Source organism: Breznakibacter xylanolyticus, from assembly GCF_003254275.1.
GTDB classification, from domain to species: Bacteria; Bacteroidota; Bacteroidia; order Bacteroidales; family Marinilabiliaceae; genus Breznakibacter; species Breznakibacter xylanolyticus.
The window spans coordinates 106,940-132,296 of record NZ_QKZK01000001.1 but is presented as its reverse complement, the minus strand read 5'-3'; the positions used below and the strand labels follow the sequence as shown (position 1 = coordinate 132,296).

Genomic DNA, 25,357 nt, shown 5'->3' with positions numbered 1-25,357 from the left:
TGATGCTATGAAAATTAGATTTTTGAATTATGCCCCTTTGGGGTTATGCGGCCAAACCTTTATGTAGGCGACTTGTCTGTTATTGTTCATGTATCTATTTCAATTCTCTTATTTAAAATGACACTGACATATGTGTCAGAACTTGAGGTAAAAATCGCACGTCAACGCCCGATAAGCATCCGTATAAACATGTCGCTCACCGGACTCAATGACCAACGCATCCTCCTGACAGTGACTTGCTCCGCGACGAAATTCAATAAGCACTCGTTTAGCAGGCTTATGCGGTAACGGATACACCCGCAGCAGACGATGGGGAATCATGCCCACCTCTTTCATGGCTGTGCAAATAATGTCGTACTGATCGGCGGGCAACACCACGCAGAAGTTACCATCGGAGGTCAACAACCTTTCCACACCATGCGCCAGCTCATGAAAAGGCAGCGTATGGTTGTGCCGTGCCGCTGTGCGATGTGCATCAGGCGCGGTGAGGGAATTGGTAAAGTAAGGCGGGTTGCACACGATGGTCTCGAACCGATGCGCGGGCTCTTGAGCATATGCCTGCAAGGAAACCTGAATCACATCAATGCGTTCACCCCAGGGCGAGAGCAGGACGTTTTCACACGCCTGTGCCACGGCCGAATCCACCAGATCAATGGCCGTTATGGCCACATGAGGAAAACGCTGAGCCATCATCAAAGCCAGCAACCCCGACCCGGTACCCACATCAAGCAGGCGAGTGGCTGTAGCTGCATCGGCCCAGGCACCCAACAACACCCCATCGGTACCAACCTTCATGGCCGACAAATGGTGGTGAACCGTAAATTGTTTAAACTGAAACCAGCTGTTTGCCATCAGAATTTCTCATATACGCCCAATCCAAACAGGGCAAAATCATATTTCACAGGATCGGCGGCATCAAAAGTGCGCAACCGTTGAGTAACTTCGTCAACTGCTTTCCAATCGTTTTGTTTGCGCATGAGCAGTCCTAAACGGCGGGACACATTGCCCGTGTGCACATCCAGGGGCAAATAGAGCGACGAAGACTCAAATGAATTCCAAATTCCAAAATCGACCGGCCCGGGACGAACCATCCACCTCAAAAACATATTCAAACGTTTGCCCGACGAACCGGCACGCACATCAGCCAAATGCTTGGCACTACGCCCTGGCACATGCCCTGCAAAGAACCGTTGCCGAAAGAGACCCAAAGCCTTATGCACATCGCCATTGGCATCATCTGCAAAAGCTTTTTCAAGCGTTCCGAAACGCGTGAGCACATCACCAAGACACTTCACGAAACACAATGCATCCACCCCATTAAACGTTCGGTAAACAAAGCGATGCAACCGTGCATCATCAGCATGGCTGCCATTCATCACATAATCGTATGGGGCATCGTCCATCAACAGCATCAAGGCACCGAGCGATTTCAGAATGGCAGCACGGTTGCCCCAGGCCAACGTGGCAGCAAAAAAACCAGCCACTTCCCGATCCTCACGATTCGTATAACGATGCGGGATCGAAATGGGGTCGGCATCCACAAAAGCCGACACCTGATACTGCGCCGCTTTATGTTCTAAAAAATCGTACAAGTCTCCGTCCGGAATCATCCCTCCACAATTAACCCGTCGCGCATGTGCACCACCCGATCCGAAAGCGTGGCCAGATGCGCATCGTGCGTCACGATGACAAAGGTTTGATGAAAATCCTCCCGCAAGCGACGAAACAATACCTGCAACTCCTCCTGATTGTGAGAATCGAGATTGCCCGATGGTTCATCGGCAAACACCACCGCAGGATCGTTAATCAAAGCACGCGCTACGGCCACACGTTGTTTTTCACCACCACTGAGCTGCGAGGGCTTGTGATGCGTGCGGTGGCTCAGGCCTAAAAAACCCAACAACTCGTTCGATCGTGCCATGGCCGACGTGCGCGATGTGCCGGCAATCAACGCAGGCATCATTACATTTTCAAGGGCAGTAAACTCGGGCAACAACTGGTGAAACTGAAACACAAAACCAATATGCTTGTTGCGAAATTGCGCCAGTTGCCGGTCATTCAGGGTACTTAAATCAATTCCATTGATACAGATAGAACCGCCCGTGGGTTTATCGAGCGTTCCCAATATTTGCAACAAAGTGGTCTTTCCGGCACCACTGGCACCCACAATACTTAATATTTCACCGGCGTGAATATCAATATTAATGCCTTTGAGCACTTGCAAATCTCCAAAACTGCGGGTGATATTTATTCCATTTACCATAAATACATAACTCAACCGATTCACCACCGGTTCGTGAAACATACACGCAAATATTCGATGAATTAATCTGCCCTTTTGACACGTGCAGGCGCATCCTCGTCTTCAGGGACGGCCCCCGGGGCTTCTTCATCAGGCAATTCGACTTCAACGTCTTCGAAAGCATGGCGAGGATCATCCATCGAATGATGAACCTGACGGGTCAATTCATCACGGGCTGCATTGACACGACCAATGGCCTTGCCCAACATGCGAAGCGCCTCCGGTAATTTGTCGGTGCCAAACAACAGCAGAACCAACAACAGAACCACCATAACCTCACCACCCGATATGCCAAAAAGCAAATAAAACATGCGAACTGGATTGATTTGGCTAAGATAAAATAAAAGTCAACGCCCCAACCCCCATGAAGGATGCTAAAATAAAAAAGGCCGGCAAACACCGACCTTTTTAATATGATGACTACATCTGCTTACTGTTTGTTTTTACGACCCATAATGGCATCATAAACAATTGGTGCAGCGATAAAGATAGACGAATAAGTACCCACAGCGATACCAATCAAGAGGGCAAATACGAAACCACGAATGCTTTCACCACCAAAGATGAAAATCACCACCAACACAAACAGAGTCGTCAATGAGGTGTTCATGGTACGTCCAAGGGTGCTGTTAATGGCACCATTAAACAGAGCTTTCAGATCCCACTTGGGATGAATTTCGCGATACTCACGAATACGGTCATATACAATCACGGTATCGTTGATAGAGTAACCAATCACGGTCAAAATGGCCGCGATAAAGGCCGAATCCAAATCCATTGAGAAAGGCATCAGGTTTTTCAGCAACGAGAAGATTCCTAACACAAACAATGTATCGTGCGCCAACGAGACCAAACCGCCCAAACCAAATCGCCAATCCTTAAATCGGATGAAGATATAAAGGAAGATGCCAATGAGCGAGAACAACACCGCCCACAAGGCCTGTAACTTAATGTCAAAAGAAATGGAAGGACCCACCTTTTGAGAGCTTTGCAACACATTGGTATTAAAGTCGCTGTATGATGCGCCATGAAGCAGATCCTGTGAACCGGCATACAATTTATGAGAGATAATGCTGTCGGTATTCATGGTGGTTTCATCAGCATCAATCAGGTATTTGGTAGTTACTTTTACCTGGTTATCAGCACCAAACACTTTCACTTCCACATTTTGGTTATCAAACTGAGTTGTCAGTTTCGATTGAAGATCCACCGTATTCACCGACTCATTGAAACGCAACACATAGTTACGTCCACCGGAGAAATCAACCCCATAATTAAAGCCCTGTACAGCGATAGAAATGATACCTACCAAAATCACAGCACCGGAAAGCATATAAAGCTTTTTACGCATGCCGATGAAATCGAAATTGGCGTTCACCAATACGTTTGCGGTTGTTTTAGAAGAGAAGGAAATTTCCTGATTCTTATCCAACATGCGCTCAAAGATGATGCGGCTGATAAAAATGGCTGTAAACAATGATGTGAAAATACCAATCATCAAAGTGGTGGCAAAACCCTGAATAGGTCCGGTACCAAACACAAAGAGGATAATCGCAGTCAATAAAGTAGTCACGTTACCATCGAGAATCGCCGAATACGCATTTTTGTAACCATCGGCAACGGCCAACTGCACACCTTTTCCGGCACGCAACTCTTCGCGAATACGCTCATAGATAATCACGTTCGCATCCACCGCCATCCCCAAGGTAAGGGTGATACCGGCCAAACCGGGCAGCGTAAGCACTGCACCAAATGATGCTAATACTCCAATAAGGAAAAACACGTTGGCAATCAATGCCACGTTGGCCACCAATCCGGCACGACGATAATAGAAAATCATATAAAGCAGCACCAAAATAAAGGCGCCCAGGAACGACATCAAACCTGAATTGACAGCCTGCTTACCCAACGAAGGTCCCACAACGGTATCTTCAACAATACGGGCAGGTGCAGGCAGTTTACCTGACTTAAGAATGTTGGCCAAATCCTGTGCTTCATCTACCGTAAAGTTGCCGGTGATAGAGCTGCGTCCACCGCTGATTTCATCATTCACGGTGGGGAAGCTGTACACATAACCATCCAACACAATGGCAATGCTTTTGCCAATGTTGGCACGTGTCAAACGAGCCCAGGTTTTGGCACCCGATGCATTCATGGCCATCGACACCTCAAAACCACCTTGCTGACGACTCTCGGCACGCGCATTGGTGATTACGTCACCTTCGAGCGGAGGACGTCCATCAGAAGCAACCGACTTGATGGCCACTAACTGGAAGATCGATTCATCGGCCTTCGCTTTAGCCTTGGCATCGAGCTGAATGGGCTTCACAGTCCACATCAAACGCAAATCGCGAGGCAACATATCTTTACCATTCACCAATGCCAACATGGCATTCACTTTAGATGTATCACGTGCAATGGCCATCCCCACAACAGGGCCTCCTTGCTGGCTTGGCATCAAATAAGAATAAAGCGACTTCACACCGGCTTGAGCTGTTGAGTCGGCTTTGTCTTTAGCCAAAAAATCACTGAAATCAGCAGATATAGAGTCTTTGGCAGCAACCGTTGAATCTTTAGGAGCAGCGGCTGAAGCCACCTCACGCGTAAAGGCGTCGGCTTGCATCAGATACTGATAGATTTCCGTATTGTCATAAGTCTCCCAAAACTCCAAACTGGCAGTTCCCTGAAGCAGCTTGCGCACACGCTCGGGCTCTTTGATACCGGGCAATTCAACCAACACACGACCGGCTTTCTCAAGCTTTTGAATGTTAGGCTGGGTAACCCCAAAACGGTCAATACGTGTGCGGAGAATATTGAACGAGTTATCAATGGCACTCTGTGCTTCTTCCTTCAGCACCGACAATACCTGTGCATTGCTCATTCCCAGGTTTACTTTTTCCTTCAGGTCGAGGGTTGTGAAGATGGCTGCCAATTTTGCATTGGGATCAGCTTTCTCAAACTCTTCGCCAAACAGGGTCAAGAAGTCACTGGTCGAATTCTTTTCACGAATCTCAGCATTTCTCAACGCAGTGTTAAACGTTGCATCCGGATTGTAGTTCGCCAATGCCTTCACAATGTCCGACACTTTGACTTCCAAAATCAGGTTCATCCCCCCCTTGAGGTCAAGACCAAAGTTGATCTCTTTTTCCTTACACTGCTTGTAAGTATATTTTAAAACCAAAAGGTTTAACGCGGTTTCACCGGACACTGAATCGAGATATTCTGCTTCCTTCACCGGTACCATGGCCGAATTACCGCTTGCCGCCACCTGTGCATAGGCCAGAGCCTTGCTTTCGACCCGCTTGGTGGCAACGGTAAACAGCAGCTGGTACAAACTCACTACTGCCAGCAGAATGGCAAATAGTCTGATAGCTCCTTTGTTCTGCATTTGATTACTGTTTTTGTTGGTATGATTATTATTCTATTTTTTCTATAGTCGCGCAAATATATTCATTTTTTTCAGATATCGTTACCATTCAACCCCCGATGTTTTAACACTTTTTCAATTATCATCACACTCGCATCAAACAGTACCAACAAACTGATTTTCTTTAACGATCGGGACACAGCAAACGTCGCAATAGTCCACAAAGACCTTTATTGCGAGCCTTGTCATAACGGCTGGCGTATGCAAGCCGTTCTTTTTCGGGCACATTGGTGCTCAGCATATGCCATATTTCACCCCAACCGGGGAACCCTCCCACGTTACGATCATCAATATACACGTCGGCATTAATCTTTCGGCTGATGGTGTGATCGTACACTTCTTCGGGATAATTCCGATTGATGGCATAAAACTCAATGCCATGACTCCGGCAATACTCAACGGCAGCATCCAGTTCCTTGCCACTGCGAAATGTCCATAAAATCAATAAATGGCCCTGCTTTTGAAGCGCCTTTAATGTCTCAAACGCAAAAGTTCGTTCCTTCCCGATGGCCGGGTACTTGTGCTCGACGATGGTTCCGTCAAAATCAACTGCTATGATCATGTCATAATTTCTTCTGGTGGTTGAACGGTTATGTTTAGGGATTTAATGTTGTTGAATGAAGATGAAAAGACGTAAAACGAAAAGACAAAAGATGAGATGATGTAAGATGTTCAAACAAGAGATTGCTGGATCATCAGTGAACGCTAACTAAAATCAATACAATCATTCATCAAACGGCATCACTCAGTCTCAACGTTGTCATCATTCAGCCCTAATTCAGTCCAAATGCGATCACGACCGGGATAGTTGACAAGTATGGTCACCATGAGAATCCCGAAGATGATTAAAAAATTACTGCCGGCCGACATCAGGTAACAAAGCAAACTCACCAGGCTGATGCCTTCAAAGGTGGCCATCTTGATGAAAAAACTGACACGATAACGTGACAACTTCATCTCGGGCATCATGTCAGGCCGCAAATGCTCGGTTTTGCGTTTGTGAAACAAATGCGCTGCCGGAATTCCGGTGAAAGCAAGGATGATGATAACTGTTTGCAGGTACTGCATTTGCACCGGGCTGAGCAACATCAAGCCGCCTCGCTGTGTGACCAATGCCACCGAACCGGCACAAAACACCAACAATCCAATCAGGATGGCATAAAAGATGATCCGAATCTGCTTCAATTGTTTATTAACTGGCATAAAAAATCAATTAAATAATGAAATTAAAAACAGGACGTACGCCCAATGTGAGCCAACAACAATGTATTACAACGTGGTTGAAAACAATTGCCGATTCACCAACGAACGTCCCAGTGTCACTTCATCGATGTACTCAAGCTCGTCACCAATGGCGACCCCTCGGGCAATGGTGGTGATTTTGACCTGATAAGGTTCGAGCTTTCGATAAAGATAAAAGTTGGTGGTGTCGCCCTCCATGGTCGTGGGCAGGGCAAAAATTACCTCGGCCACCGTGCCATCTTTCACTCGCGCTTCAAGCGATCCGATGGACAAATCGTTGGGACCAATGCCATCCATGGGCGAAATCACCCCTCCCAACACATGATACACGCCATGGTATTGCTGGGTGTTTTCGATGGCCATCACATCCTTCACCGACTCGACCACACATACCAGACGGCCATCGCGTGATGGCGTCGAACAGATGGAACAGACATCGGTATCGGAGATGTTATGACACACCTTGCAATACTTTATTTCTTCACGCATCTGACGAATGGCATCGGAAAACTGAACGGCCACGCCTTTATCTTGCCGAAGCAGATAAAGCACCAATCGCAAAGCTGTTTTCTTGCCAATGCCCGGCAAACGCGAAAATTCATTAACAGCATTCTCCAACAACTTGGATGGAAACGTTTGAGATGACATGAGGGGATGTGATAGATTCTACAAAAAAGGCAGAAGATGACTTCTGCCTTTCGAGGTGCGAATAAAACGTTCGCTTATTTCTTGACATAGCGCTTATTCAATCCTTCAATCACCTTTGGGGTGATGTCGCACGACGGATCGGCAAACAATACATTATCTCCCATCGTGTTGCTAAGCACCATCTGATAGCCTTCAACTTTTTGCAACTCTTTAAGATAAGTCACAATGGTATCGCGCAACTGTTTGTTCATCTTGTTTTGCTCCACCATCAATTGGTTCGACAAGCGAGAATTCATTTCCTGCAATTCACGTTCCTTAGCTGCCAATCGCTGCTCTTCTTGCTTGGCACGATCTAACGACAGGAAACCATTGTTCTGAACCTTACGCTGAAATTCTGTTGCATCTTGCTGAAAAACACGTGCTTTCTCATTAAAATCGGTTCGCGACTGTTCTTCTTTCTTCATCAACTCTTCGTTGAGAAACTTCGCAAACTCATAATTCAGCAACAATGAATCGGTATTGACGTAAACCACTGCCGCCTCTTGCCCGGCTTCACTTTTCTCTGAAACTGATGAGGATGATCCGCTACAACTTGCCATCAGAGATGACAAACCCAACATGGCCACTACAATCACCGCACTATTTAAACCAGATGCACTTTTCATACTTTTTCTGAACTAAAATTTGATTTACAATACCTCTTTTGCTAAACGTGAAACAAATATAATCGAATGGGTTGAAATTAAAAATTGTCTTGATTTTTTTTAGGTCAATCAGAACTGCTCAACAAAGCCTCAAACACACGCACAAGCATCGCAAAGCAAGAGAAAACGCGGTGACTACCAAAACGATTCTCTCAAATTCGCCCCACTTTAAAGAGTCCTAATTAAATGTAAAATTCACTAAAATATTTTCCGTGACTTGCCTTTACGACTGCTCCCTCCCCCGCTAATGACGCCGGAACCGGAACAAGGCAGGGCTCCCCGATAGGGTTTGGACTCATAATTTTGATTGAAACGATAAATCAACCCTATTTCATTGGCACCTCCACTCTGGGCGGCCAACCCACTCACGGTGAAATCGTGACTGTATCCGAACTGAATACTCCCCAAGGTCACTGACAGAATCATCACCAAAGCATCATTGTTCGAATATTCCGACACCTCTAAAAATGGCAACCCGCGATAAAGCACCCCTAATTCAAAGGGTGCCATATACCAATACGCACCCAGGTCGAGCTGCTGAAAATCCTGCTGTCGGTAATAATTGAGGGCAAAAGTCACACTTTGTTCATCCTGATTGCGATAACGCTCTTTGTACTTGTATTTGTACCCGCAAAAAACAACCGTCTTAACCGGCACATGGGTCTCAATGTCAGTATATCCAATGTTGTTGCGCACCAAATGATCGGCCGTGAAACCCAACCAAAAAAAGTCACTGTAAATCATGGCCGAAGCAGCAGCATCGAGCTTGTGATATGACTGCCGGTCAAACACAGGAACAAAACCGGGCAACAATGCGCCATTGGCATCCAACTGACTGCCATAAACGATGCGCGAAGCATCAATGTGTCGCTGGGCATATTTAAAAGCCAGTCCGGGACGCACATAAATCCCGTGCATCACCTCCAGCTCATAGGAATAAAGAAAACCCACGTCCTGGGTCACCAACAAGCCACTCCCCCGATCATCTCGTGCATAAAGCAACCCAATACCGCTCTTGTACCGCGGGACATAATGATCGAGCGACAGCGCCACATTGGTGTAAGTCCCCGGAATGGAAGGCCACTGATCGCGCAGCGACATGGCCACTCGCGACCCGGTGGTTAACCCCGAGAAAGAAGGACTCAAATACAGTGGCGACATATACGCCTGCGAAAAAGCAGGATCCTGACCGTGTAGCATCGTGCTTGCTCCGGTCATCACCAACAATACCAACAGACAAATAAATATCTTAAATCGTTTTATCATTCACATGTCATTATCGAACCAGCAGCACACTGCCGGTCTTCATAAATTCCCGGCCACTCACATAATGGCCCCAGGCTTTATACACATACACATCCTGTGGCGAAAGACGGTCGTTATACATGCCGTCCCACCCCACATTCACGTCGTTGCTCTCAAACACCACCTGCCCCCATCGATCAAAGATCTGAAGGCGATATTGATCCACATCGCGATAACGTGGACGGAAAATCATGTCCTGCGACGATGTCGACATCGTACCATCCACAGGACGCGGCGTAAAGGCATTGGGAAACACAATGAATCCCTGCAAAATGGCTTCAACACCTCGTTCAACCACCATACTGTCGGCACAACCAAACTCATTGGTGACGGTCAGTTGCAAGTCATACACTCCTGCGGTGGTGTATACATAGCGGGGATTTAGCTCCGTAGAAGTTTGTCCGTCGCCAAAGTGCCACAAATAAGTCTTGCCACCACTGGAGCTGTTATAACAACGCAACTCATCAGCGGGCACATATACCACGGTCGGATCAAACGAGAACGAAGCCACCGGATGATCATACACACGTATCAATGACGTAAACACACCATCACGGCCATCGGGGCCGGGAACAGTAAGCGTCACCCGGTAATCGCCCGGCCTGGTGAACACATGCACAGGATTACGCTCCACCGATATATCGCCATCTCCAAAATCCCACATATAACTATTGCCCCCCACGGCATAGTTGGTAAACTGAACCCGCAACGGATAACATCCTTTAATCACGTCGCTAATAAAGCCCACATCGGGGGTTACCTTGTAAGTCACATGCACATCGTCGGAAGTCACACAACCGTTCACATCAATCAGCCATCGGAAGGTATTCACCCCCTCGGTGAGATTATCAACACGTGTGTTGAAGAAATTGCCATCAACAAAATCGCCGCTTCCCGACACCACCGACCACTGACCGATCACTGCTTCATCTGTTTTGGTGGCTCGCAACACCACCGATGGTTCGTACACCACCTCATCTTCACCGGCATAGGCTTCATAACGATTGTTGACCACTGTCACAGTCGACTCTGTGCTGCACGATCCGTAACTGATTTTCCATTGATATACATTGATGCCAAAACCGACGCCGGCCACACGGCTGTCGAAAGCTGCCGGTTGCTCAAACGTCCCGGCACCACTCAATACAGTCCACTGCCCGACACCCGACTTTGGCTCGTTGGCATTCATCGACATGGCATGGTCACAAATAACTTTATCAGCACCGGCAATGGCCTGATCGGGCGTCATATTGAAGACTGAAACGAAATCGTTTGAGAAACAGCTTCCGTTTTGAATGGTCCACTTAAAAATGTTTTCACCAAAACTTAAATCATTAATGCGGGTATAGGGATCGGATGGATTTACAATGGTTCCTTTACCCGATACCAGCGACCACACTCCAACACCTTGTACAGGAACATTGGCATCAAGCACCGCACTGCTTTTACAATCTTGTATGTCGGATCCGGCACGTGACTGAGTGGCCATGTTGTTCACAATCTCCACTTCGTCGGATAATGAACACTGACCATTGACCACCGTCCATCGGAATACATTACGTCCATAGGCCAAATTAGATGCCATGGCAACAGAACTGTTGGGTTGATCCACCATGGCCGAACCATAGGGAATGTCCCAATGCCCCTGACCATACTCCGGCTCATCGGCTTTCAACGGATGGGTATCCACACATACCTGTAAGTCTTTTCCGGCATAAGGGGGCGAAGGGCGATTATTGACTATCAGCACCTCATCGGTACTCGTACAATTGCCGTGACGAACAATCCAGCGGAACACGTTGTCACCAACCGTCAACGACGACACAGGCGACTTGGGCGATAAGGCATCTGCAACCTGTGCGCCACCGGTAAGGACCTCCCAATTACCCACTCCAATTTCGGGCTGTCTGGCATCGAGCACATACACATTTTCACACACCGCTTCATCATTACCGGCATAAGCAATGCTGGGCGAATTGTTATACACAACCATCTCGGCCGATGACTCACATCCCTGATGCACAATGGTCCATCGCAAGGTGTTTTTCCCAAAGCCAAGATTATATACCCGTGAGTTCGGGTCGTTGGCATTCTCAAAGTAAGCCTGTCCATTTTTGCCGCCCACACTCCAGGTACCCACGCCCGGCAAAGCATTGTTGGCCTGAAGTTGCGCTTCAGGACTGCAATTATCCAATTGATCGTCACCCACACGTGCAAATATCTTGTTATATGACACTTCCACGTCATCATACGAAAAACAGCCATTATTCTCGATGGTCCAACGGAACAGGTTACGCCCCACCGACAATCCGGAGACACTGGTATAAGAACTGTTTTCGTCAGCAATGGAGCCATTACCGGTTAAACGCTCCCAGTGCCCCTGACCCGACATATCGATGTTGGCACTCAATGTAACATGGTCTTCACACGTACCAAAATCATTCCCGGCATCGGCCTGTGTGGGTTGATTGTTGATGACATTGACAGTCGACGACGACTCACAACTTCCATTTTTAATGGTCCACACCAACATATTGACACCCTGATCGAGATGCCGCACAATGGTGGCCGGGCTATTCACATCATCAATGCTCACCGAGCTGGATCCGGCAATCACACTCCAGGTGCCAATACCCGGATAGGGATTATTGGCTCTCAACATGGCCGTATCCACACACAAGGGATCTACAGGATTGATCATCGACTGAATGTAATCATAAGAGACCACCACCTCGTCATACGACTGGCATCCATGGTTATCAATGGTCCAACGGAAAGTGTTCCCACCCCGGCTTAACCCCGACGCGATGGCCGTTGGAGAATGCACATCATCAAACGAAGCATCCGAAGCCACGATCGTCCACATCCCGCTTTCTCGTGCCGACGGTTCATTGGCCGACAGCTGATATCGATCGTCACACACCGGCGTGTTAAACCCGGCATTGGCCTGCGTGGGTTTATTATTGGTAATCACCACCGCATCAGACAACTGACAATGTTCGGTCTTAATCACCCACAAAAAGACGTTTTCCCCGGGCGAAAGGCTTCTGACCATGTTGCCATCGAAAGTTGCGGTACTCGCACCCTGTATCATCCATTCCCCACGACCGAAGGCTGGCGTATTGGGCGTAAGCATCACCGAATCGACGCACACCGGGCGGTCGTTACCGGCATCGGGAATATCGGGCATATCGTTGGTGATGACCACCGATGATTCGCTCACACACTGACCCTTGGTAACACGCATGCGCAACAAGTTCGGACCACGCGACAATCCGGACACCACGGGGTTGTGAATGGCGGCATTGTTAAACACACCACTTCCCGATGAAACAATCCACTCAATATCGCCATAAAGAACGGGCATGCCGGCCAGCTGCTTGGTATCTGAACAATCGGTATATTCATCCACACCGGCAAATGCGGTTGATGGCTGGTTATTGATAATCTCCACCACATCGTAAGTGGAGGTGGTCGCATAATTAATGGTCCACCGAAACACGTTCTTACCGGGCGACAAGTGGGTGACACGCGTACGCGGACTGTTGATATTTTCAAACACACCGGAACCATTCCCTTCACCCGGCTCAATGCTCCAAACCCCCACCCCGCCATCGGGATTGTTGGCCTGTAACTCCACTTCGTTTACACACACGGTCTGTGTCATCCCGGCATCGGCTTCCACCGACTGACCGTTATTGACCACAATCAAATCTTCAGCAACACATCCGCCTTTCGTGACAGTCCACTTAAATACGTTCTCCCCTTTTTTAATTTCAGACACATAGCTGTCAGGCCGCGTCATATCGACAAACTTAGCGCCGCCCGAAACAACGGTCCATCGACCGGTCTCCCCGGCACTCAACGCACCGGCTGTCATATAAGTGGCCGTCCCCAACAAATCCTGATCACCGCCGGCGTTGGCAGTCACCGTGTTGTTAACAATCACCACCTCATCAATGGAGTAACACCCCTGATTATTGATCACCCATTCCAACACATGCTTGCCGGCATCAAAACTGGCGTTGCTTTTAGGATCACTCACCGACACGATGGTCACGCCACCTTCCTTAACGCGCCACATGCCACTACCTTCTGTCGCAGCATTGGCGTTCAAGGCAATATTGCGGTCGCAAATCACGGTATCTTTGCCGGCATAAACAGGTAACTTGCGGTTGTTCACCACAAAATCGGCCGACGAAGAACATCCATTCCGAAGGATATTCCATCGGAATATGTTTTCACCCTGTGCGATGCTCGAAATAGCGGCATCGCGGCGTGTTTTATCATCAAAAGCGGCATAACCCTTCACAATGCTCCAGAAACCGGTCTCCGCAGTGGTATCTACAGCGTTGGCCGCCAGACGGGCATCCTCACCGCAAGTCAACAATCCCGTCTCCACCGTCGCCTGTGTCGGTTTGTGACTGGTAATTTTCACCACGTCGCGGCTCACACAACCATGCTGAGTAACACTCCACACAAAATAATTATCCCCAACAGCCAACGCCGAAGCTGTGGTTTGATGGTTGCTACCTGCTGAGAACACGGCATGCCCAAGTTCCAGCCCTGAGGCATCGGTTAACACACTCCATGCTCCGGTAACACCGGCCGAAACGGATGGGGATGCAGTGAGCGTCACCACATCACCACAGGTGGTTTGATCCTTGCCGGCATCTGCCAACAATTGATTGTTATGAATCACCACATCCACATGGCTCTCGCAGGTGGCCAGACGCACCCGCCAACGCAAGATGTTCTCACCCATGCCCAGGCCGGTGATTTTCGTGGTGGCGCTCGCAGGGTCAGCAATGGTGGCGGTTCCCTTGATGAGTTCCCAACGACCGATGCCCAGGGAGGCATTCGACACAGGTCGTGCCGACACAGTGAGGTGGTTATCACACAACTGAATAGGGATGCCGGTAAAGGCAACCACCGTGCCGTCAGCCAGGGTATAATCGGTCACCACTGCAGTTTCGGGGGCATTGTTCACCACCGTGGTCACGGCAGCACTCTCGCAACCGTTTTTGGTGATGCGCCAGGTAAACTGATTCATGCCCGGTGCCAAACCGGTCACCGCCGTGGTCGCAGAAGTTCCCTGATGAATGAAAGCACCCACAGGATTAACACTCCACACGCCTGTGGCACCATCGGGAACGGCCGTACCATAAACAGTGGCATTGCCGTCGCAAACGGCATCATGGTCGGCTGTGGCAGACACCGTAAGCAAATCATTGTAAACCACAACCTCATCACTGGCCTTACAGCCGGTAGCAGTGTGAGTCACCGTCCATCGGAAGGTATTGGCGCCCTTCCCAAGATCGTTCAAGGCCGTATTAAAGGCATCCGGGGTCACTACTTTGGCCGAACCACTGCCCGGCAACAACTCCCACAACCCGGTATGGCCAACTCCGGCATCTACAGCCTTCATCACGTACTGATCGGCACACACGTGTGCATCAGGGCCGGCATTGGCCGAGGGGTTGGGACTGATGGTGACAGTCAGGGGAGGAGAAATGCCACGCGAACCACAGGCATTGCGAGCCTCCACGGTGATATTCCCGGTTATGGAATGCTGATGCTCGTCCAAATCGACCAGCACGCCGGTGGAACCCTGTCCACTGACAATGGCGAAGCCGGCCGGCATATGCCAGATGTATTCGGTAGCACCTTTCACCGGGGCGACAGAGAAACGCACACCACGGGTGCCCTGACAAAACTGCACAGAATCCGACAAACTGGTGATGACACCCGCCGCCGCATCAGGCAAACGGTCAACCTGCACGCTTTTGTTTGCCCAGGCCGAAGATCCGCAACCATTCACGCCGCGCACCCGCAATGTATCAGTGGAAGCGTTATGATCAACCTCAATGGTGATTTCACGGCTTCCTTTTCCCGAAGTGAGGGAGAAACCGGCGGGCAATTCCCACTCATAAGACGTGGCATGAGGAATGGCGTCAACACGATACACAAGCCCCGTGGCTCCCTGACAAGCCTCATCGGGGCCGTCAATAACACCCGGATTCCCGGGCAACGGGTTCACCGTCACCACGGCAGCGCCACTCACCGCACGACTGCATCCGTGGGCATCGGTGATGCTCACCAACTCGTAGGTGGTGGTTACCAACGGTGAAACAGTCCAGATATAAGGGCTTGTGACAATATTATTTAAAACGGTTTCGATGCCGTTCACCTTCACGTTGATTTGATAAGGCGCTGTTCCCGATGGCATGGTCAGCGTCAATGACGTCGGCTGACCTGCACAAATCATGGCAGAGCCACTGAGGGTGACCTCGGGAAGCGGGTGAACCGTTACCGTAGCCGAACCACTCACCGTGCCGCTGCAATGGGCATCGGAAACCGAAAGAAGCGAATAGGTATTGGAAGAGATCGGTGTCACGGGCACATCCACCCCCGTTTCACCTGCCGGGATGCTCACCATCATGCCATTCGTAAAGACAACCGTCCAGGGCGCTGACCCGGCGACATCCACACGTAGCAAAGACTGTTCGCCCACACACACACTCGATCCACCAGAAAGCTGCGCCGTAGGGCGTGCCAACACACCCACCTGAACGGTGCCCTGCCCTGTCCCTTTCACACAGGTACCACCTTGTGCATGCACCGATGTGATGGCATAAGTAGTTGAACCTACCGACGGGACATTGTCAGGATCAAAAACAAAAGGCGAGCTATTGACTGTTACCATGGTGCCATCACTCAGCGTCACATCCAGCGGATGAGCAACCACATCCCAGTGGGTCGTCGTCATGCGCAACTGCGGTTTCACACCATCGCACAATGCGCCGGCATCTGCCCTACTGAGCGTAACCACGGCCTCGGGCTGCGACACGCTCACCGACACCACCTGACGGCAATCGCCTGCCACTGGGTCGGCGAAACTAAATGAACCATCGCCATTGGCATCATCCACCACCTCAACCAGATAGTTTCCGGCCGTAAGCCCGATAAAATCGACATCAATCCCATTGGCCATTTGGGTCTGAGAAGCACCGGCACCATAAAGGGTTACTTTATAATTCCCACTAAAAGAGGGAAGGCCTCCTGATACAGCAACACGCACCACACCATCGTTATCGCTATGGCAGGTTACTGGTTGATGCTCCGTCGCCAACACTGTTAACACAATCGGTTCGGTCACATCAATAATTTGATCGGGCGACCAAATACCATTGCCATCTTGAGCGCGGAAGAGATAACTACCTGGCGCCAAACCGTTGAGGGTGAGGGTCACAGCTTGCTGCGAGCCTTGTTTCACGCCATCTTTATACCACTCCAACATATAGAGCGGGGTTCCGGAAGTGACATCGGGTGTGCCACCCACCACCTGCACCGAAATCACGCCATTGGAACTGCCGGCACAGGGACGAATAGGACGGAGCAACACCTTCTCAACAGCCAGCGCTTGCCCCGGCTCAGTGATGATATACGGAACTGAGCTTCCCGAGCAGCCATTGCCGTCAGTCACCGTCACTCGATAATGACCTTTAGATAATCCTTCGACACGATATGATGTTCCAAGAGGATATGGGATGAAACTTCCGGGATTGATGCCATCTTCAATCTCCCAAGCATAGGACACATACGGCAACACGCCACCCGAAGCCACCACCTCAATGACGCCATTGCTGCCACCCGACACCGTGACGGGCAACAACTGTACCAACGATACGGCAACAGGCTGCACCGGCTGGTCGATGACAATGGCATCACTGGTCACCGAACACAAGTTGGCATCAACAACGGTGACCTGATAACTGCCGGCAATGAGATTTGTAGGATTGAATTCTGAATCGGTGATTGCCATTGGTCCTGACCACAAATATCGATAAGGAGCTGTACCACCTGCGACAACCAGATGAATGGTACCTACGGCAGACCCATGACAGGAAATATCGGTATGTGTCAAAGAGGATATGGATAAGGCATCAGCAGGTTCATTCACCTGAAAGGTTTCACTGACAGCACACCCGGCAAGCTGATCATCCGAAACCGTTACGGTATAAAAGCCGGCACCGAGGCCGGACACATCTTCGGTGGTTTTCCCCGATGCAGTGCCACCCGACCACAAGTATTGGTAGAAGCCCGAACCACCCGAAACGCTCAGGTCGATGGCACCCGTGGCATCCCCCTTGCAAAGAACGTGCTTGATGCCACTGCCCAACACCAGCTGATGCAGCAATGGGACTTCAATATCAGTTAAATCAACAAAACATCCGCGACCATCGGTCACTCTCACTGTATATGTTCCTGCAGCAAGGGCGTTTTGGTTTTGTGCACCGGCAACAATCCCCGGAGCAGGTGTCCAATGGAAAGCATAAGGCAGAGTTCCCCCCGACACCGAAAGGGATATGCGGCCATCGCCCATGCCGGGGCAGGTTTCGCCGGCCACCTGATATGTCGCCACCAGTGGTTGCGTGAGACTCACCACTTTCGTCACAGAGCAGTGCTGCCCCACGCCCATGTCGCTCATCACAATGGTGTAATCCCCTCCGGGGAGGTTGGATAATGTTTTTACCGTGACAGACGCATTATCCCATGTTTCAGATGAGATGCCGGAGCCAACCAACAAAAATGAGTAAGAGCCGGAACCTCCTTTCGGAGTCTGAACTGTGATACTATTGGTATTATCGCATTGAGTATTGCTCACCACGACCTCAAAATCAAGCGCAAAGGGTTCGTTGATTTGGAAATCCTTCACAGCCTCACAGCCATTGGCATCGCGCACCCTCAGGCTGTAGGTTCCGGCAGTAAGCCCGTACTGGTTCACCGACAAGGGGTCGAGACCGGTGCCATTAACCGCCGACCAGGCATAAGTGTACCCTGGCATTCCTCCGGACACTTGCGGCAAAATGGAACCATTGGCATTGCCATGGCAGAGGTTGTGAGTTAACTGTGCATCAATGGTGATGGAAGCCGGCGCATTGAGGGTATAAGATGCCGTCACCGAACAATTCTCAACAACATCCGTCACCGTCACCACGTAAGTCCCTGCTGTCAACCCATTTTGATCCTCATTGCCAACCACCAATCCGGAACCATCAACCGTCGTCCAATGATATTGATATGAACCCGACCCGCCACTCACCTGCACCTGAATGGCACCATTGGCATCGCCGGCACAGTTGAGATGCGACAAAGCAGCCGTCACCGACAAGGGTGCTGCCACGGCCACTGTGCGCATCGCCGAACAGTTGTTACGATCGCGCACGGTCACGACATAGTCGCCGCCAACCGTCAGTTGTGTCAGCAAGGGCGTAACCGGAGCGACAACATCCAACCCTGCCAGGTCGGCCTTCGCAGTTGCCCCACCCGAGCCAGACCAATTGTATTGAAACTCACTCAAGGCGCCGGTACCACCTTGCAATTCACTTAAAAATATTTGACGATGACTACAATCCTCAAGGGAAGATGAGAGTTTAAAATCAATGGGATCAGGCTGAACCACATCAACCATCTTTTCAGCCAGACAGCCCTGGCCGTCTTCCACCCGAATTTGATAGGTGCCGGTAAACAGGTTGTCAAAACGGTTTGATCCGGGAGTGCCGTTCCAGGTGTACAAGAGTGCTCCCACACTGCCGGGCACGCCGGTCACCTCGATGCTGCCGGTGTTCTCGCCATGGCAACGAACCGGTTCAAGGTAAGTGTCGATGGAGAGGGTGCGCTGATTATCAATATCGTAATTTAACGAGACAACGCATCCCCAATCCTCATCTTTCAATGTCAAGGCATAGGTGCCTGCATGCAGGCCGGTGATGTCTTGGGTGGCGGCAGAGAACCCATCGGGGCCAGTCCAAACGTAAGTATAATTCCCAGAGCCACCAGTCACATCCAGGTGGATGGCACCGGAGTTAACCCCTTCGCAACTTGTATGGGTCAGTGTGGCCGAAACCGCCAACTCGGTGATGGTGAAGGTGCGGATGACCTCACACTGATCGGGAGCCGTAGAATACAAGTCCCGAACGGTGAGAATATAATCGCCTGCGGCCAACCCCACTTCACTTAACAACGATGATGAACCGGATGTCACATCCAATGATGTCTCATCTATTACAACACCCGTCACATTTTTGAGCACCCACCGATAACTATGGTTGCCGCCCGAAACATTGCCACCCGAAACGGTAAAACTGACGGAACCGCTATTGATTGAACAACCGGATTTGACGTTCAACGGGGAAACCTCCAAAGGAGACGGCTCGTTGATGATGACCACCTGAGGGGCAAACGCACAACCATTGGCATCGGTCGCACCTACGGTATAGCTTCCCTGGGTCAGCCCCGTCAGGTCGAAGGAGCCTGCCCCGACCACGGACAACCCGTTGGCCGCAACCACATAAGGAGCATTACCGCCTGTCAGTTCTACATGAAGAACACCCGTGGCATCACCCGCACAACCGGTGACATGAGTGGGAGTTACGGTTAGCGTCCCGGGGCGGGCATCATCAATGGAAAAATCAACATCTACAGGCAAACAGGCATCACTCAATGCAGTGACTCGCAATCGGTAACTTCCTGCATCTAAACCTGAAATCGATGAAGGACCTGTGGTCATCAGCAAAGTTTCAGTCCCTATACCATCCACCTCGTACCAATCATACTGAAACGCGAAAGATGCATCGCGCCCCGACACCGACGCCGTGGCGGTTCCTTGAGCATGACAGGTGACCGGCGTCAGGGTCACCGAGGCGGTCACCTCATTGGGCTCGACGATGGACACGGCAGAAGTTTGGGAGCATCCCTTCAAATCGGTCACAACCACGGCGTAGTCGCCGGGTGACAAATGATCAAAAATGAAAGGAGTTGCGAACTGTACGTGCTCTGTTAACACAGCACCGACCGGAGGGGTCACGACAACTTCATAATAATCAGGCGTCCCAGGAAACGGGAGTCCGCCGGAAATCGTCACTTTAATTTCAGCATCTTTACTGCCATGGCAGGACACATCTTTCTTATCAACCGAGAGTTGCAAAGCATCGGGTTGAGTAAGAAAAATCGCCTCGGTGAAAGCAACGCCTTTGGCATCCACCACCGTGGCGGTGTAAGCTCCGGCCGGCAATGCGGTAAACTCGGCAAATGTTGATCCGGTATTGACGGGCATCAACGTAACAACACCATCGGACAAAGTGATGGATTGATAAGGCGTATCACCACCCGCAGCAGTGACACGGATGAATCCGTTGGTAGCACCATGACAGGGAGCGGGATCGGACTTGGCCACCAAAATGGTGAGGCGGTCGGTCTCGGACACCACCAACTGGTCGAGGGTCACAGAACAACCATTGTCATCGGTTACCGTGACCTGATAAGTGCCAGCTTTAAGATTTGTCTGTGAAGTTATATCAGGTACAAGATCTAGAATCGGATTCCCACTCAAATCAATACCACTCCAGGAATATTTAAAAGGAGCATTTCCATTGATGACCGTCCCCAAAGTGATGGCTCCATCGTTGCCACCGAACGAGGACACATGGGTGATGTCCACCAACGGAACCATCATGGGACTCACGGGTTGCTGCACGGTGATGGCATCGGACCAGAGGGTACAACCCTTATCATCATTCACCCGAACGCGGTAGTCACCGGCGGGCAAGTTGGTCGCGTGAGCTGGTGTACCTCCATCTGCCGCAGGCCATGGGAGCAAACCGTCACCGGGAACGAGGCGGTACCACTGATAATTTAAAACACCGGTTCCTCCGGACACCGTGACTTCAATCTTCCCATTAGTGCCACCATGACAGGGGACGTTTATCACAGGGGACGACAAAGCAACAGACAATGCTGCAGCCTCATTAATTGTTATCGGCGGCGCTCCCTCTAACTCACACAATGAATTGCTGGCATCGCGCACCCAAACGGTGTAAGTACCTGCTTTTAAATTCTTAAAGGTATATTCATCAACAATGCCATTGAACCAACTGATCCGGTCGATGCTAAACTGATAAGCGCCCGATCCGCCGGAAGCTTCCACCTTGAACTCGCCGGTGGCATCGCCATGGCACAGAATATCTTTATGATCGGCGAGCGTCTCTGAAATGGACAAAACGGGAAGCAGCACATTAATGGTAAAAAGCTCAGGATGAATACACCCATTGGCATCAGTCACCGAAACCACATGATTCCCCGGAGACAGATTTGTCACAGACACGCCGGTGGTGCCATCGGGCCAGGTGATTTGATAAGGCGGCGTCCCACCGGTGACCAACACTGTGGCACGGCCATCGGTCGCAGAAGCACATGTGGCTGCAAAAGTCGTAACATCCACATCCAAAGCCAATGGCTTTGTGATGGTTACATACTCATACTGACTGCACCCGTAAGCATCGGTAACAGTGACGGTATAAGTCCCGGGAGACAGAGGATCGGCCACGGCAGCGGTGGAGACCGTCACAGAGGTCGAATTCTCCCAGTTATAAACATAAGGAACCCCTCCTCCTGAGGCTACAACCTCAGCCCATCCATCATTGGCCGATACACACGAAACATTTCGGCTTTTAACCGACAACGACAAGGTGTTGGCATGCACCTCAACGGCGCCGTTCATCATGGCTGTGCAGCCGCCAACAGCGGATGTGGCTCTAACAGTATAGATGCCGGGGGTATTAACATCAGGGAAATTATGAGCAGAACCGTCACCAATAATAGATGTCGATGAAAATGGAAATGAATAAACCCCATCCTTATAAAGATCATAAGTCACACCAATTTGGGTACTTGCCAACCCAATTTCATAATTATCTTCACAATAATGGCCAGCATTCAGAAGGTTGTCAACCGTAAGCGAATGGACAACCGGCACCGGGTTCACGGTCACTGTGACATTTTCAGTATGGGTACATCCCAATTCATTGGTAACAACCACCTCGTAAGTAAAAGTATTGGCAGGTGTAAAATTCACCGAGGGGGTGCTGCCCAAACCATCGGACCAGGTGTATGTCTTTACCCCGGTGGTATTGGCCGCATTGGCTGTCAAGGTCACCGGAGACCCGGCACACACCGAGGGGGCGGCCGGCGTGATGTCGATCACCGGGATGGGGTCGACATAAAAACGGGCTTCGCCGGAACCGGCAACCGGAGCACAACTGTATTTATCCGTTAAATTTTCAACTTTATAAGTAATATCCGTAGCCGGGTTGACCAATATCGTAGCGGTCATGGATGAATGGTTACGCACCTCAATGGTGGCCAATCCTTTATCATTGACAATATGAAAATTGAATGGTGGCTCCCCATTCAAAGCCACATTCACATAAAATGATGTTGTGGCATCATCGGCACAACGGCGATTGGGCGAACCGGCCGATACCACGGCGGCCGGCAAAGAATGCCCTTTCACCGACAGCACACCATCCATCACTCGAGTGCACCCGCCGGCACCTGTGGCGAGAACACGGTAAGCCCCAGCCTGACGGTCATGCCAATCGACAGGCGAAAGCCCACTGCCAGCACCCGACAACACAGCACCTACATTGACAAAACCGGTTCCATCGTCCCATTGTAACTGATAATCTACGCCAGGTTGAGAGCCGGAAAGTGAAAGTTTAACATCTGTAGGCAGGGAATTAAAGCAATAATCCAACTTATTAGCAGACAACACAAATGTGTTGGGGGAATCAAAAACCGTCAGATTTCCGTTCATTGTCACCTCACCACACGCACCCGTCAGTCCACGAGCCACCACACTGTAAGTTCCGGCAGAGGAAATGGGAAGCGAAGCAAAGGCAAAGCCACCGGGGGATGAAGGGGTGCGGCTTTCAATCAGCGTTTCCACCCCCAGGGTGGTGCGGCGCAACTCGTAAATCGTGTTGGCTTCGGCGTTATTGAGCACTGCCAACAAGGGAGATTGAGAGCACCCTCCACTAAATGTGACATCCTGCACAACAGGCATCCCTTCGACCTCATAACGCAATGAATTTTTGGGTAGAGTGTCTGAATGGGCGCCACAACCATTGGCATCCACAATACTGATCACTCGGTAGTCAGTCGTGCTTGAAATCTCCGGAACAGCATCAATGACTACAGGACTGACAACGCCACTCAAAATCTGATAATTGGTGCCATCATTAATGGTCACCTCATAAGGTGACTGACCATTGTAGATGGTCAGATTCATCTTTGGTGTTCGATCTCCCACTGGTGCTGTGGCACAAAAGGGTGCTAAATTATTTGCCTTGCTCCACTCAGCCCACACATTGGTGACATCAACCGAAAATGGGGATGACATCGTATAGCAGTCGGCATTTGTTTGAGATGTGAGCTTGACCTGATAATACCCTGCATTGGATGCAGAAAGGGTTGATGACGTTTCACCCGGAATGGGTGCCCCCCCATAAAACCACCCATAATCAAAACCAACAGCCGGAGCGGGGTTCGCGGTGAGCGTTTGTTCATCGCCAGGCTTACACAAATCACCACCGGCAATAGAAACCGACGACAACCCAATCTGTTCAACATTTACCTGATTGGTTTCAAATGTGGTAGCACAACCGGATACAACAACACTATACTTTCCAAAATCATTAATGATATAAGTTCGATGGGTTGCTCCACCAATCGGAGATTTGATCGCCCCATCATCCCGATACCACTGATATGTATAACCAACTGCATCATAAGGCTGTATCTCCAACTCAACGCCGGCAGGCACAGAGCTACCACATGCAGATGCACCTCCTACAACCACAATCTGAGTCTGGGTCATCTCTGCCAAACGGATGCGATTGGTCGTATAAGAGACACATCCATTGCTATTGGTAACAATCCCCCAAACTTCGTCCTTACTGTTGTAGCTGGTTAAAGAAGTGGGATTGGCTGTAGAAAAAGAGCCTGGCAAACCGGTCTTCCAAAATTCAACACTACTGATATCAGCACCTTCAATTTGAAATAGTTGTTCCGGCTCAGGAATATTCGGGCAATACACAATATCTCCTGTCTGCCAGGTTCCTGAGTTGAGCGGAGACTCAAACTTTATCACCCCGGGGGTCGCAGCAGTAGTCGCTTCGAGATAAAAAACGTAATCTTTCCCATTCTTGGCACTCTTCCATGTGACTTTATAGGTTTCACCCAACACAAAACCGGTGACATAGGTTTGAAAAATGGTAGGTGGCTCAAATACCAACCCTGCAGGATCCCCCGAAGAAAGCTCCACTGCACTCCAGATCCCAATATTGTCTTTAGATAAGCCGGGGGGAAACCCCAACACCGCCGGATCGGAAATTCGATATATCCCGCCACTACAGGTATTCAGAGGCGAGGCCGCAATCTGTCCCCACGCCACGCCATGCGCCAAGAGGCAACCAGCCAAGAGGCAGCAGCCAAGCCTTAACCAAGTGCGGAAGGAGGATTTCTTCATCATGCCACGATCAAAAAAGATGCGTTCGTCAATGGATAAGTGGTGTACGTCAAAAACCAACACCGGGTTTGAAACCTTTAAGGGAAACGGTAAAAGCTGTTACAAATATACAACATTGCCGATCACCCACATAAATCAAAATCGCATAAAGCGGTGATAAACCTAAAATTAACCACAAAAAACGAGAAATTCAACGGAAGAATGAGGTGATTGGTCATAGAACATTCTCAGGAAACTCACATGCCCGGGCTAAAGCCCGATTACACACGCTGTCAGACTAACCCCAGCCTTAAGGCTGGGGTTAACTCAACCGTGCCATGAGGTGAGTGGTCACAGATGAATGAGCAGATAGCAGCATG

The 25,357-nt window shown here is 50.0% G+C and carries 11 protein-coding genes; all 11 read right to left on the bottom strand.

The features are described 5' to 3' along the window. Nucleotides 1-135: 135 nt before the first annotated feature. The gene (locus LX69_RS00435; protein ID WP_111443836.1) at nt 136-852 is read right to left on the bottom strand and encodes a tRNA1(Val) (adenine(37)-N6)-methyltransferase; all 717 of its coding nucleotides are present in this window, start codon (nt 850-852) and stop codon (nt 136-138) included. Then, nucleotides 852-1,610 (bottom strand): TIGR02757 family protein, encoded by a 759-nt coding sequence (locus LX69_RS00430; protein WP_111443835.1) that lies wholly within the window; start codon nt 1,608-1,610, stop codon nt 852-854. Before LX69_RS00430 ends, LX69_RS00435 begins: the two co-directional genes overlap by 1 nt. After that, the gene (locus tag LX69_RS00425; protein ID WP_245934898.1) at nt 1,607-2,305 is read right to left on the bottom strand and encodes an ABC transporter ATP-binding protein; all 699 of its coding nucleotides are present in this window, start codon (nt 2,303-2,305) and stop codon (nt 1,607-1,609) included. The genes LX69_RS00430 and LX69_RS00425 overlap by 4 nt, the downstream gene beginning before the upstream one ends. 20 nt (nt 2,306-2,325) lie before the next feature. Next, a complete protein-coding gene (locus tag LX69_RS00420; RefSeq protein WP_111443834.1) occupies nt 2,326-2,613 on the bottom strand; it encodes a twin-arginine translocase TatA/TatE family subunit in 288 nt (95 codons plus the stop codon). Nucleotides 2,614-2,732: 119 nt separating this feature from the next. Beyond that, complete coding sequence (secDF, locus tag LX69_RS00415) at nt 2,733-5,690, bottom strand: protein translocase subunit SecDF (RefSeq protein ID WP_111443833.1); 2,958 nt, start codon at nt 5,688-5,690, stop codon at nt 2,733-2,735. A 163-nt stretch (nt 5,691-5,853) separates the two neighbouring features. Then, nucleotides 5,854-6,291, bottom strand: a complete 438-nt coding sequence (locus LX69_RS00410) for a BT0820 family HAD-type phosphatase (protein ID WP_111443832.1) — start codon at nt 6,289-6,291, stop codon at nt 5,854-5,856. 179 nt (nt 6,292-6,470) lie between these two features. Then, the gene (locus LX69_RS00405; protein WP_146260587.1) at nt 6,471-6,932 is read right to left on the bottom strand and encodes a hypothetical protein; all 462 of its coding nucleotides are present in this window, start codon (nt 6,930-6,932) and stop codon (nt 6,471-6,473) included. Nucleotides 6,933-6,998: 66 nt separating this feature from the next. After that, nucleotides 6,999-7,619, bottom strand: a complete 621-nt coding sequence (recR, locus tag LX69_RS00400; protein ID WP_111443830.1) for a recombination mediator RecR — start codon at nt 7,617-7,619, stop codon at nt 6,999-7,001. Between the two features lie 74 nt (nt 7,620-7,693). Further along, on the bottom strand, nt 7,694-8,284 hold the full coding sequence (locus LX69_RS00395; protein WP_111443829.1) for an OmpH family outer membrane protein: 591 nt from the start codon (nt 8,282-8,284) through the stop codon (nt 7,694-7,696). A 237-nt stretch (nt 8,285-8,521) separates the two neighbouring features. Continuing rightward, nucleotides 8,522-9,589, bottom strand: coding sequence for a PorP/SprF family type IX secretion system membrane protein (locus tag LX69_RS00390; RefSeq protein ID WP_111443828.1), 1,068 nt, complete (start codon nt 9,587-9,589; stop codon nt 8,522-8,524). A 10-nt stretch (nt 9,590-9,599) separates the two neighbouring features. Beyond that, complete coding sequence (locus LX69_RS00385; RefSeq protein ID WP_146260586.1) at nt 9,600-25,058, bottom strand: PKD domain-containing protein; 15,459 nt, start codon at nt 25,056-25,058, stop codon at nt 9,600-9,602. Nucleotides 25,059-25,357: the final 299 nt, after the last annotated feature.